The organism is Rhizobium sp. USDA 4016, from assembly GCF_056279705.1.
In genome coordinates this window covers 1,618,774-1,631,169 of sequence record NZ_JBWCCY010000004.1, presented here as the reverse complement: position 1 = coordinate 1,631,169, position 12,396 = coordinate 1,618,774, and the positions used below count along the sequence as shown (strand labels likewise).

9 protein-coding genes and 1 pseudogene are annotated in these 12,396 nt (G+C 60.2%); 6 read left to right on the top strand and 4 right to left on the bottom strand.

Features of this window, described 5'->3' with window-relative positions; all coding sequences use genetic code 11:
• The first annotated feature begins 392 nt into the window (after positions 1-392).
• Positions 393-1,089: pseudogene (locus ACZ9DP_RS23140) on the top strand (molybdate ABC transporter substrate-binding protein).
• 517 nt (positions 1,090-1,606) lie between these two features.
• On the opposite strand, the gene ACZ9DP_RS23135 reads toward ACZ9DP_RS23140, so the two are convergent.
• The gene (locus ACZ9DP_RS23135; protein WP_074068568.1) at positions 1,607-2,146 is read right to left on the bottom strand and encodes a Pycsar system effector family protein; all 540 of its coding nucleotides are present in this window, start codon (positions 2,144-2,146) and stop codon (positions 1,607-1,609) included.
• Positions 2,147-2,260: 114 nt separating this feature from the next.
• Here ACZ9DP_RS23135 and ACZ9DP_RS23130 point away from each other — a divergent pair, with 114 nt between their 5' ends.
• From ACZ9DP_RS23130 to ACZ9DP_RS23115, 4 genes are all read left to right on the top strand, one after another.
• On the top strand, positions 2,261-5,908 hold the full coding sequence (locus ACZ9DP_RS23130) for a FecR domain-containing protein (protein ID WP_476203695.1): 3,648 nt from the start codon (positions 2,261-2,263) through the stop codon (positions 5,906-5,908).
• Between the two features lie 29 nt (positions 5,909-5,937).
• Entirely contained in the window at positions 5,938-7,890 is a 1,953-nt protein-coding gene (locus tag ACZ9DP_RS23125; protein WP_476203693.1) for a CHASE2 domain-containing protein, read from the top strand.
• 75 nt (positions 7,891-7,965) lie between these two features.
• Positions 7,966-8,667 (top strand): fumarylacetoacetate hydrolase family protein, encoded by a 702-nt coding sequence (locus ACZ9DP_RS23120; protein ID WP_283072238.1) that lies wholly within the window; start codon positions 7,966-7,968, stop codon positions 8,665-8,667.
• Positions 8,668-8,677: 10 nt separating this feature from the next.
• Entirely contained in the window at positions 8,678-9,208 is a 531-nt protein-coding gene (locus ACZ9DP_RS23115; protein WP_074068575.1) for a gamma carbonic anhydrase family protein, read from the top strand.
• 15 nt (positions 9,209-9,223) lie between these two features.
• On the opposite strand, the gene ACZ9DP_RS23110 is transcribed toward ACZ9DP_RS23115, so the two are convergent.
• The 3 genes from ACZ9DP_RS23110 to ACZ9DP_RS23100 are packed head-to-tail and all read right to left on the bottom strand — an operon-like array spanning position 9,224 to position 11,287.
• Positions 9,224-9,622: a Fur family transcriptional regulator gene (locus ACZ9DP_RS23110; RefSeq protein WP_074068577.1), complete on the bottom strand. Its 399-nt coding sequence runs from the start codon at positions 9,620-9,622 to the stop codon at positions 9,224-9,226.
• A complete protein-coding gene (gene znuB / locus ACZ9DP_RS23105; protein WP_074068579.1) occupies positions 9,619-10,431 on the bottom strand; it encodes a zinc ABC transporter permease subunit ZnuB in 813 nt (270 codons plus the stop codon). The genes ACZ9DP_RS23110 and znuB overlap by 4 nt, the downstream gene beginning before the upstream one ends.
• On the bottom strand, positions 10,424-11,287 hold the full coding sequence (locus ACZ9DP_RS23100; protein ID WP_194730143.1) for an ATP-binding cassette domain-containing protein: 864 nt from the start codon (positions 11,285-11,287) through the stop codon (positions 10,424-10,426). The genes znuB and ACZ9DP_RS23100 overlap by 8 nt, the downstream gene beginning before the upstream one ends.
• A 101-nt stretch (positions 11,288-11,388) precedes the next feature.
• Here ACZ9DP_RS23100 and ACZ9DP_RS23095 point away from each other — a divergent pair, with 101 nt between their 5' ends.
• Positions 11,389-12,375, top strand: coding sequence for a zinc ABC transporter substrate-binding protein (locus tag ACZ9DP_RS23095; RefSeq protein ID WP_476203692.1), 987 nt, complete (start codon positions 11,389-11,391; stop codon positions 12,373-12,375).
• Positions 12,376-12,396 lie beyond the last annotated feature (21 nt).

The following is a 12,396-nucleotide window of genomic DNA, read 5'->3' as shown; positions in this document are numbered from 1 at the left end:
CGGAACTGCGATCTGCTAGTGCCCTCGCTGCTGGCGCGGCACGGACGGAACTCGGCACGCGATGCGGTCGCCATTGCGGTCGAGGCCAATGACGAGAGATCATGAAGTTCGAGAGATCATCTGCAACTGCGTTCGGTACTGAATGCTGGGTGGCCGCCGGTCAAGGTTAGATCGAATGCACCGCCAATTGCGGCTTGGGCGCGCCTTTCCCCTCTCTTTGAGCGTGCATGAGAAGTGCATTCCCAGCATGACTCTGGTATGGATTCATTGGGTGTCGGTTTGTTTCGGAGGCCGACACGATGGACGCTGAACATAGATTGGCGGGCAGCCGTGGAACGCGGGCTGGATACGCATTGTAAGGAAGATCGTTTCGACCGATTTCAGGTTAGGCCATGAATCAGGAAATCCGGCTTTTTGGCGCTATTGCGGTCCGACCCGCCGTCCTCGCTCTCATATCCCAGTTCGAAACGGCCACAGGATTGACAGTTGCGGTCAAGTGGGAACTCAATCCGACGGTAAAGAAGCAGATTGAAGCTGGGGAACCTTTTGACCTCGTCATCATCAATCCGAACCTGGTTCAGGATCTGACCGCCTTGGGAAAAGTCAAGGCGGGAAGCCAGGTAGCGTTCGGCCGGATAGCAATGGGGGGTGGCGGCCAAGGCAGGCAGTCGACCGCTCAACATTGGGTCCGTGGGAGCATTCGAACATGCGTTGAAGAGCGCCAGATCAATCGCCTACGCCAGTGAAGGAACCAGCGGCGGCTACTTCTCCGGTTTGCTGGAACGCTTGGGAATAGCGGATGAGGTAAAGCCCAAGCTGGTGGCCGTACCAGGAGGCCAGACAGCGTCGGCCGTAGGCCGTGGGGAAGCCGAGTTGGCGGTCGTTCCCGTGACTTCGATTCTTGCAGCCGCTCCCGAGGTCATACTTGTCGGTCGGTTTCCGGCAGAACTCCAAAGTTACGTTGACTTCGCCATTGGAATTAGCGCCGATTCAACGGACGCAGAACCTGCCAAGCAGCTGTCGGAATTTCTGATGTCGACAGCCGTTGTTGATGACATCTTGGTGGCAATGGGCGTCGAGCGCCGCTAAAGCGCGCTTGATAACACGGTGGCAGGTCGTGCGGCAGAAACCGGCACGCAGGAAGTAAACGCCGCCGCCCCCCGGGCTCGGCTTTTGGAAGCATCGGCGCGATCAGCGCCCACTGCCCATCCGCCAGGTGCGTCGCGTATGGATAAGTCGCGTAAAGCGCCTCACGATCAGGCTGCGTGAAATATTGAGACGTATGATGTCCACTGTGAAGACCGGTTCAAGAATCCCTCAGGCAACGGGTTTTTATGATGCTCCGGCGAATTGCCAGAGCTGCCTAATTTGATCTTATGGAGCCGTGGGCTTCCGCCGCCATGTCGCTCCCAGTCTAGTCGATCATCGGCGCAACGGCGAACACGGGGCCATTGGGTGCCACTTGCCGTCCGCCACAGAGATCTTACCGCCTTTTCGCTGTCGCCCCGCTGCTCCGAACCGGAGCATGGTGCGCTTAGCTCGCGCGGGACGAGGGCTCATAGCGAAGAAATAGGTCCAAGGCCAGCTTGCGCCGCAGCTGCATCGCTCAAGCCGCAATGAGCAGGAGCACGTAGGCGATGACGGTCACCATCAGCCCGCGGAAGGCAAAGGTCACGCAGCGGTACTTTCCACGCGCGATGGCCGAGAGAATATCGGCATTGTTCAGGTACTCGTTGAAAAGATAGACCTCGTCCCGGCGCTGCGCCGCATCCCAGAAGCGATGGCGGTGCTTGCCCCAGGAGCCCCAGAACAGGGAGGTCGACTTGTTCACGTGGCGCGGCAGAACTACGAGGATGGCCGATATGATTGAAAAGACCGAGGCCGCGGCAAGCAATCCCGAGAAAAGCATGCTTTGCTGATAACCGTTCACATAGCGCTCCAAGGTAAATACGCTGCGTACATCGCTTGAACTTACCAAAAAGGCGAGCATAAAAGTAAAGATATACGCGGCTTTCTGGTCAGAAATCTTGATCTGGTCGTAAAAGATATCGTTGATTTTCTTTATGTGATCAAAATACTCTGCACCGATATCCTCCGTCGAAGGCCCACTCCTCATAAGCTCTGCCGCACTTTCAAAATCCGTCACGTTCTCAACTCCAGCCCAAAAGTGTTTCCGTGATATTACACTTCACAGCCAAAGCAATAGCGCGGATGCAGCGCATCTTGACTTTTCAACTTCATATAGACAAACGCTTTAGACATGAGGGGTAGATTCATCAGTTCCATGTCCGCCGTTACGGCGTTGAGCGTGGCGGCGTGCTGTCTTGCGCGGCCGGCAGCCGCTGAACCCGTACAGCGCGCGGCACCGGCCGCAGGCTCCGTCATCGACCGCAAGGTCGGCGAGGAAGTCCGCTTCGTCGACCTGTCGAACTGGCAGAACGTCGACCTGCACCAGGAGCTGCTGGGCGGTGACGTGCTGCGTACCAATGCCACCGGCCAGCTCGCGGTCCTATTCGCGGACCGCACGCAGGTACGCCTCGGCCGGAATTCGTCGCTGCAGGTCAAACAGATGGCGCCGGCGGGCGATACGATCCTCAACCTCCAATCCGGTACGATGTGGGCCCGCGCCCAGCGCGGCGGCTCCGGCCTGACCGTTCAGACACCGGCCGCGGCAGCCGCCATCCGCGGCACCGACTGGACGCTGACGGTCAAGGGCGACCAGACCTCGCTGATCGTGCTGGAAGGCCGCGTGGAGCTGAAGAACGAGCACGGCAGCGTCGAGGTCGCGCAGGGCGAAGCAGCCGTCGCCACCATCGGCCAGGCGCCGCGCAAGCTCGTCATCGTTACGCCGGACGACCGCGAGCAGATGCTGTTCTACCTGACGCTGCGCGGCGGCTTCACCTTCATGCCCGCCTCGCCGCTTCCGGTGCAGAAGATGCGCAACGAACGCGGCCGCATCGAAGCCAAGGCACCTGAGGCAAGAAGTGCGGAGGACTGGCTGACGCTAGCCGAGGTGCAACTGTCGCTCGACGGCCGGCAGAAGGCGCTGGAATCGCTGGCGAATGCGCGCTCGCTCAAGCTTTCTGCCGCCCAGCGCGCCCGTACCGACCTGATCGACGCCCTGATTGCCGGCGCCGAGAAGCGATACGACGAGGCAGCAAAATTGTTCTCGCGGGCCGAACGGGTGCTCGATCCGCAGCGCCGGAGCATCGCGGCCTATGGCAGCTATTATTCGCGTTCACTGCGTGATCCGCGTCATGCCGAAAAGCCGCCGGCAAACGTCACGGGACCCTATGCTGCCGTGATGAAGGCCTACACGGCAGGGTTCCTTGAGGATATCCCAGCCGCGATAGCGACGATGAAGCAGGCGGAAGCGCGATATCCGAACGATTCCACCCTGCCCGCCTTACGCGCGCAGCTCGCGATGCTGATCAACGACCGCATCCAGATGAAGGAGGCGATCGATCGATCGCTCTCGATCGACCCCACCGACCCCAATGCGTTGCAGGCCCGCGCCCGCATGCGCGCCGACTATGAAGGCAATCTCGACGGCGCGCTGGAGGACCTGAACAATGCGATCAAGGTCGCGCCGGGCTCGTCCACGGCCTGGAACGACCTCGGCCTGATCCAAGATGCCCGCGGTGCGACGCGTGAAGCGGAGGCCGCACTCAAGAAGTCCATCGAGCTCGATCCAGACGATCCGGTTGGCCATGCAAATCTCGCGATCCTCTATCTCGACCAGTCGCGCATGAACGAAGCCAAGCGCGAGATCGATTTGGCGCTCGCAGCCGACCCGGCCTTCAACATCGCCATTTTGGCACGCGGCCGCTACTATCTGCAGATGGGCGAGAGGGAGAAGGCGGTCGATGACCTGCTCGCCTCCTCAACAGCCAACCCGGGCTATTCGCAGGCCCAGCTGATGCTCGCCGCCGGCCACTACGAGAATGGCAACCGCGAAGCCTCCAGCCAGGCGCTCGACAATGCCGATCGGCTGGACGAGAACGATCCTTCTGTCGCGGCATTCCGCGCAGCCGTCGCAATTGACGACTATGACTCGGAGGGCGCGATGAAGAGCGCCCGTGAATACCTCGAGCGATCGCGCGCGCGGGGCGGATATTACGCCTCGCTTGGAGCCAATCAAAACGGCGGCTCGACGCTCAATGCAGCTTTCCGCCTCCAAGGTTTGGACGCCTGGGGCCAATATTACGGGGATGCGGTCTTCGATCCGTTTTCGGGCAGTAGCTATTTCGACCAGACTTTTCGTGGAAGCGTGAACCCGCTCGCCAATTCATTTCTTTATGGCGGGAACGTGGTCACCAACGCCGCAAACGCGTCATCCTATTCATCCTTCATTCAAGGATTATTGTTCGATCCCCATATGCTTTCAGGTCGTTCGCGGTCGGCAAATCTCGCGCGCATGCCCTTCCTGGAAGGCTCGATTGGCGCCGGAACAACGCTGACGCAAGAAAATGCGGGATCGTTGGGTGAGGCTGAAGTTCAGGGCTTTTCCAACGAACCTCGGCCCATCAGCTTTTTCGCAAATTTTCAATGGGAAAAGACCTCGGACACGACCCGCGAATACAATAACGGCACACTTGATTTAAACACCGATACCAAGCTGGTCGCCGGCAATGGCTACGTGACGGCCTCGATGACTCCGGACGATCGTTTCGTCGCTTTCGTCAATCATTCAGATTCAAAATACGATCTCGACATTCCATCCAGAGCATTTCTGCCGCTGGTGCCAGGCCTCTACTATGGGCTTGATAACAAATTTACCATTGCCGGAGTCGGCTTGAGCCACACGTTCGGATATCGAAACGTATTAAATTCAGCTTTCTTCTATTCATCGATTGATTCTTCGATGGATCAAAACATTCTCGTTCCGCCACTAATTCCCGGTCTGTTCTCAAGCCTGATACACACTAAGCAGGAAAATTACGTTGGCGCGATAAATCACACCTACGGAATGGATGACCTGACCTGGCGCTATGGTGTCGAAGGAGGATGGATCGACACAGAAACGACCACGGGCGTTTCATTGGTTGGCGTTCCTCTCGGTGAGGTCGAGGAACATACCGGTACACGCTATGGCAAGGTGTACATCGATCTCCTTCATGAGATAACGCCCGATTTGAAGGCGGAGTACGGGCTCTTCGGTACCTTTTACCAAGGCGACGAGGTAGACATTCAACGTCTCGAGCCCCGTATAGGAGTCGCGTGGTCGCCGGCGGAAGGCCATTGGCTGCGAGCCGGTTATTTGCGACAAGGCACGAACGGCACCACACCAACCCTTGCCCCGGTCGGCATCGTTGGCCTGCAGCCTAACACATTCGGCATCGATCTTTCAGGGTATGCGGATACGTTCACTGTTCGGTGGGATGCTGAATGGAATGACTGGTTGTTTACGGCTGTTGACTTCCAGCATCAGGAACTTCGCGATCTCTCAATCGACAACATCATTGCGCTGGAGAGCTTTGACACCCGCAAAGCGCGCGCAAATCGTGCTTCGTTTACAGCAAACATTGCATTGGGATATGGGTTTGGCTTGGCTGCGACATACGCTCTCAGCGATTCCGAAGATAACGACCCGTCAAGCGGCGGTTATGGCCAAGAATTGCCATTCCTTCCAAAGCACTCCGGACAAATTGCCCTCACGTGGGTGAACGAAGCCAATGTGAAAGCTACGCTTGCGGCCAACTATGTCGGTGAACGGCACGGCGATCAATCCGATGAGATCCTTGACGATTACTGGACGCTCGATGCAAATCTTGTCTGGGAGCCACTTGATAAACGGTTCGCACTGGAAGCCGCAGCTTACAATCTGCTTGATGAGGATTTCGAGGTCGCCTCAGGGTTCAACGGCTGGGGCCGCGTGTTCAAAGGCACGCTTGAAATCCGCTTCTGATGATCGCGGTCGCGGATACCAGGCATAAAATGCGCCAGCCAGGCTGGCCGTTCAGCAGCCGGCCGGTGCGGCTGGCGGTACTGGTGCTCTTGACGCTGATTGCCATTTCGCTGCTCTCGCGTCTGCCCGCCTGGTCGCTACTGGAACTGCGGAGCTTCGACTATCTTTCGACCGTCGACGACCCGCTGCCGCCTGCCGATGCGCCGGTGATCGTGGCGATTGACGAGCCGTCGATGGCGGAGATGAATGAGCAATGGCCCTGGCCGCGCAGCCTGCATGCCCGGCTGATCCGGCAGCTGCGCGCAGCGGGCGCCAAGGCGATCGGCCTCGATATCATCATGGCCGAACAGTCTTCGCGAGAGGACGATGCGGCAATAACGGCGGCGGTCGGGCCGGACATTGTGCTTGCCGGCGACGAGACGCTAATCCAGACGCCGCAGGCCGACCAATTGATCCGCGCCACGCCGATGCCGCAACTGACAGAAGCCGGCGCCAGAACCGGCATCGCCTCGATCGATCTCGGCGGCGACGGCGTCTTCCGCAACATCCCATCCTATCAGGACGGCTTTGCCATAACCCTTGCGCAGGCAGCCGGGAAGGCACCGGGCCGCCTGCCCGCCAACGCGCTGATTCAGTCCTTCGGACCATCACGCAGTTATCCGACGGTTTCCTATTATCAGGCGCTGGACCCAGAGAACTTTCTGCCGAAGGATTTCTTCAAGGACCGCGTGGTGTTCGTCGGACTCAGCCTGCAGAATGCGCCGGAAATCGAAAAAGGCGGCGCCGATGCTTTTGCGACGCCTTACACGGTCCATACGGGCAGACTGGTCGCCGGCGTCGAAATCCAGGCGACGATCTACGACAATATCGTGCACCGCTATTCGATCGAGCTGGCGCGCCTTCCAGTGGTTGCCTTCGCCATCCTGATTGCCGCCATTCTCGCTGCTGCGACCGTCTGGAAATCCACGGGCTGGCGGACATTCGCCGCCACGGTTGTCTTCATCGGCGTGGCGGCGGCGCTGAGCTATGCCGGCATCCGCTTCGGCAATCTGTTCGTCTCGCCGCTGGGGCCGGTCGTGGCTTATGTGTCCGTCGCCTTCGGACAGGCGGCATTCGATTTTGCCGAAGAGCGGCGCAAGAAGAAGCAGGTCACCCTCGCCTTCTCACAATATATATCGCCCGATCTCGTCAAACGGCTTTCCGAGGATCCATCACAGCTGAAGCTCGGCGGCGAGCGGCGGACGCTCTCGGTCCTGTTTTCGGACGTGCGGGGCTTCACGACAATTGCCGAAACGCTGAAGGACGATCCGGAGCAGCTCACCGGCCTCATCAACCGCCTGCTGACACCGCTTTCCGATGTCGTGATGGATCACGCCGGGACGATCGACAAATATATGGGCGACTGCATCATGGCGTTCTGGAACGCGCCGCTCGACGATGCGGATCATGCGCTACATGCTGTTGCCGCCTCGCTCGCGATGCAGGAAGCGATCGCGAGCCTGAACAGGCAGCTCGAGAAAGAGGCCAGGATAAACGGAACGCCGCTGCATGCGCTGAAAATGGGCGTCGGCATCAATACCGGCGAGTGCGTTGTGGGCAACATGGGCTCGAACAGGCGTTTCGACTATTCCTGTCTCGGGGACGCGGTCAATCTCGCCTCGCGCCTGGAGGGAGCATCGAAGAATTATGGCGTCGCTCTGCTTCTCGGCGAGCAGACTGCGAAGCTTGTGGCGGGCACCTATACGGTCGCCGAGCTCGACCGTGTCCTCGTCAAAGGCAAGACGCTCCCCACCCCGGTTTTCACGGTGCTGCATCACGCGGATGCCGCGGCGCTGGCGGCGCACCAGGCCTTCGTGGAAATGAAATATGCCGGCAAGCTTTCGCCGGACGATCCCGTATTCCAGACGCTGCCGCAGGTGATCCCCGAACTTGCGGCCTATTATGCGATCGTTCGCAGCGATGTCTCGGGCACGGAAGGATAATCGTCCCGTTGCGCTTTCCCCGCTTGCGATTTTCCGTTTAAGATCGCCGGACTCGAAAACAGCAAGAGCATCTCAATGTCCGCAACAAGCCCCGACACCGTCATCCCACTTCCGCAGCCGGTTCTGCTTCCCATCGAAGCCAGCAGCGACGTCTTTCCGGTGCGCCGCGTCTATTGCGTTGGGCGCAACTATGCGGACCACGCGATCGAGATGGGGCACGACCCGAGCCGCGAGCCGCCCTTCTTCTTCCAGAAGAACGCCGACAACCTGCTGCCTCCCGGCAAGCCGTTTCCCTATCCGTCTCTTTCGAATGACGTGCATTACGAGGCAGAATGCGTGATTGCGCTGAAATCCGGCGGCGGGAACATTCCCCTCGGCAACGCGCTTGACTGCATCTATGGCTACGCCGTCGGTATCGATTTCACCCGCCGCGATCTGCAGGCCGAGGCAAAGAAGCTCGGCCGTCCATGGGAAGTTGCGAAAGCGTTCGAATATTCGGCGCCCGTTTCGGCAATCGTGCCCGCAAGCCGCCTCGGCCATCCGGACGCGGGCCGCATCTGGCTCGACCACAACGGCAAGCGCGTTCAAGACGGCGATCTGAAGCAGATGATCTGGAAGATGCCGGAAATCATCGCTGAGCTCTCCAAGCTCTTCGTCCTGGCGCCGGGTGATGTCATCATGACCGGCACGCCGGCCGGTGTCGGCGCCGTCAAGAAAGGCGATCGCGTCGAATGCGGCATCGACGGTATCGCGACGCTTTCCGTAACCGTCGCCTGAGGAGATTGCCATGCCCGTTTACGCGCTTGGGGGATTGTCGCCGAAACTGCCGCCGAGCGGGCTCTACTGGATTGCGCCGGACGCGCATGTAATCGGGCAGACGGAGCTTGGCGAAGGCGTCGGCATCTGGTTCGGCGCCGTGCTTCGCGGCGACAATGAGCCGGTCACCGTCGGCAACAACACCAATATCCAGGAAGGCGCGATGCTGCACACCGATCCGGGCTTTCCGGTGACGATCGGCGAAGGCTGCACCATCGGTCATCACGCGATCGTCCACGGCTGCACGATCGGCGACAATTCGCTGATCGGTATGGGCGCAACCGTCTTGAACGGCGCAAAGATCGGCAACAACTGCCTTGTCGGCGCCAATGCCCTGGTGACGGAAGGCAAGGAATTTCCGGACGCTTCACTGATCGTCGGTTCACCTGCCCGCGCCATACGGACGCTCGATGAAAAGGCGATCGACGGGCTTAGGCGCTCGGCGGAAATATATGTCGCCAACTGGCAGCGTTTCGCCCGCGACTTGAAGCGGATCGACTAACTCCCCGGAATTGCGCTAGGCGGCGCAGGTCTCGCAAAGGCCGCGGATTTCGATCGTCGTCTTCTCCGCCTTGAACTTCTTGCCGCGCGTCCAGTCCATCAGCCGGTGATCGACCTCGTGATCGTGGAACTCCATGACATGGCCGCAACTTTCGCAAATCGCGAAGGCAACGGTGCCGTGGCTGTGGCAATTCTCGTTCGGATGGGCGCAGACGACGAAGGAATTGATACTCTCCAGGCGATGCACGACGCCATATTCGAGCAGCTTCTCCAACGCACGGTAGACCTGCAGTGGCGCGCGGAACCCGTGGTCGCGCAGCTTGTCGAGGATCGTATAGGCGCTGAGCGGGCCGTCGGCCTTTTCCAGCACGTCGAAGACCAGCGCCTGGTTCTTGGTCAGTTGCGGTGCGTTCATGAGCCTTGTCCTTGCGGTTCCTTGCGCCCCAGCCGCGGCAGCAGGCTGAGGACGAAGAGAATGAGTGCGGCAACCACGATCGAAGGGCCTGACGGCGTGTCGTAGGTGAGCGAGCCGAATAGGCCGCCGACGACGGCGGCAGCACCGATCAGCGATGCGAGAACGGCCATGACCTCCGGTGTCGACGAGAAGCGGCGGGCCGCGGCCGCCGGGATGATCAGCAGCGACGTGATCAGCATAATGCCGACGATCTTCATGGCGATGGCGATGACGACCGCCATCAGGAGCATGAAAAGGAGCCGCGCCCGCTCAGGCTGCAGCCCCTCGGCCTCGGCAAGCTCGGGGTTGACGGTCGATGCCAACAGCGGACGCCAGAGCCACGCGATCGCGGCGACGACAAAGAGGCCGCCACCCCAGATCAACGCGATGTCGGTTTTCGAGACGGCGAGGATATCGCCGAAGAGGAAGGCGATGAGGTCGATGCGTACCCAGCTCATGAAGGCGACCATGACGAGCCCGATCGCCAGCGTCGCGTGCGACAAGATGCCGAGCAGCGCATCGGCTGACAGCGCCTGCCGCTTTTGCAGGAAGAGCAGCAGGATCGAAACCGTCGCCGCAACGGCGAAGACGGCAAGCGTCAGGTTGAATTCAAAGAGCAGCGACAGCGCGACGCCGAGCAGCGCGGAATGAGCGATCGTATCGCCGAAATAGGCCATGCGCCGCCAGATGATGAAGCAGCCAAGCGGCCCGGTGGTGAGCGCCAGACCGACACCGGCAAGGATCGCGCGGACGAAGAAATCGTCAAGCATGGCGATCTCCCGCATGATGGTGGTGGTCATGATCCGAGTGGTCGTGATCGTGGTGATGGCCGTCGTCCGGATGGCAATGATCCGTCACCGAACCATCCGAATGCAGCACGCGGCCGTCCGGCAGATGCGTGTGGTCGTGGTGGTGGCTGTAAACGGCGAGCGTCTTTGCCGCGCGGCTGCCGAAGAGGCGCACATATTCCGGGCTCTGGCTGACTGTCTCCGGCGTGCCACGGCAGCAGACATGGCCGTTGAGGCAGATCACGGTATCGGTCTCGGCCATGACGACATGGAGATCATGCGAGATCAAGAGGATGCCGCAGCCGGTGGAATTACGGATCTGCTTGATGAGATCGTAAAGCGCGATCTCGCCGGAGAAATCGACACCCTGCACCGGTTCATCCAGCACGAGCAGATCGGGCTTGCGGGCAATGGCACGCGCCATCAGCGCCCGCTGGAACTCGCCGCCGGAAAGGTGCTGCACCTCGGCATTCAGCATATGAGCCATGCCGGCGGCCTCGAGCGCGGCCATCATCTCGTGTTCGGGAAGCGGGCCGGTCAGCGTCATGAGGCGCCGGACGGTGAGCGGCAGCGTCCAGTCGATCGCAAGCTTCTGCGGCACGTAGCCGACCTTGAGGCCGCTTGCCCGCTCCACCCTGCCCTCATCGGGCTTCAAAACGCCGATCGCCGCCTTGGCGCTTGTCGATTTTCCGGAGCCGTTCGGACCGATCAGGGTCACGATCTCGCCGCGTGAAATCGAAAACTCCACGCCCCGGACGAGCCAGCGGCCATCCCGCCGGACACCCACATTGTGGAGGGAAACCAGCGGCTTCGAGGCAGGGTTTGCGGGAGATAACATCATTTTTCCGACAGTGCTGTTGCGTCATGCTATCGCACACGTTATAGCATTACGCAATTGATGTAATAACATTACAATTGCTATTCAAGCGGAGCGTGAACATGAAACTGGCTATGGGTCTTTCCCTCGCGATCCCGGCGATCCTGCTGGCCGGGGCCCCCAAGGCGGCGGATGCGCCGGCAGTCGTTACTTCGATCAAGCCGATCCATTCGCTGGTTTCGGCGATCATGCAGGGCGTCGGCACGCCGGAACTGATCGTCGATGGCGCCGCCTCCCCGCATACCTACAACCTCAAGCCGTCGGATGCGAGCGCACTGCAAAGCGCCAAGGTGATCTTCTGGGTAGGTCCCGGCCTCGAAGCATTCCTCGAAAAGCCGCTGGAATCGCTAGGCTCCGGCGCCAGCATTGCCGAGCTGGAGGATGCGCCGGGCCTTGTGAAGCTGAAATTTCGCGAAGGCGGTGCCTTCGAACCGCACGATGACGGCGACGAGGCGGAAGCCGGGCATGAACACGAAGAGGCCGGGCACGATCATGACGCGCATGCAGAAGGCGATCACGATCACGGCGAGTTCGACACGCATCTCTGGCTCGACCCGATGAATGCCAAGGCCATGGCTGCGGAAATCACCACGACGCTTGTGGCCGCCGATCCCGCCAACGCGCTGACCTACCAGGCCAATGCCAAGGCGCTCGACGAAAAGATCGATGCACTGGACAAGGAAATCACCGGCATCGTCACCCCGGTAAAGGACAAGCCTTTCATTGTCTTCCATGACGCCTACCAGTATTTCGAGCACCGCTATGCCGTCCGCGTCGCTGGCTCCATCACGGTGAGCCCGGAAAACATGCCCGGCGCCGAACGCGTTTCGGAGATCCACAAGAAGGTTGCCGACCTCGGCGCCACCTGCGTCTTCGCCGAACCGCAGTTCGAGCCGCGCCTAGTCAATGTCGTCATCGAAGGCACCGATGCGAAAGCCGGCGTACTCGACCCGGAGGCGGCAACGCTGGAGGCCGGTCCCGATCTCTATTTCACACTGATGCGCGGCATCGCCAACAGCATGAAGGATTGCCTTTCGCGCGAAAGCTGAGCCGGAGAGGCGAGCGCGCTT

What these genes read in the sequence shown, in the direction of transcription:
- ACZ9DP_RS23100 (WP_194730143.1), bottom strand. Translation starts at nt 11,287, where the DNA reads ATGTTATCTCCCGCAAACCCTGCCTCGAAGCCGCTGGTTTCCCTCCAC.
- ACZ9DP_RS23130 (WP_476203695.1), top strand. Translation starts at nt 2,261, where the DNA reads ATGAGGGGTAGATTCATCAGTTCCATGTCCGCCGTTACGGCGTTGAGC.
- ACZ9DP_RS23115 (WP_074068575.1), top strand. Translation starts at nt 8,678, where the DNA reads ATGCCCGTTTACGCGCTTGGGGGATTGTCGCCGAAACTGCCGCCGAGC.
- ACZ9DP_RS23110 (WP_074068577.1), bottom strand. Translation starts at nt 9,622, where the DNA reads ATGAACGCACCGCAACTGACCAAGAACCAGGCGCTGGTCTTCGACGTG.
- ACZ9DP_RS23095 (WP_476203692.1), top strand. Translation starts at nt 11,389, where the DNA reads ATGAAACTGGCTATGGGTCTTTCCCTCGCGATCCCGGCGATCCTGCTG.
- ACZ9DP_RS23120 (WP_283072238.1), top strand. Translation starts at nt 7,966, where the DNA reads ATGTCCGCAACAAGCCCCGACACCGTCATCCCACTTCCGCAGCCGGTT.
- ACZ9DP_RS23125 (WP_476203693.1), top strand. Translation starts at nt 5,938, where the DNA reads ATGCGCCAGCCAGGCTGGCCGTTCAGCAGCCGGCCGGTGCGGCTGGCG.
- znuB (WP_074068579.1), bottom strand. Translation starts at nt 10,431, where the DNA reads ATGCTTGACGATTTCTTCGTCCGCGCGATCCTTGCCGGTGTCGGTCTG.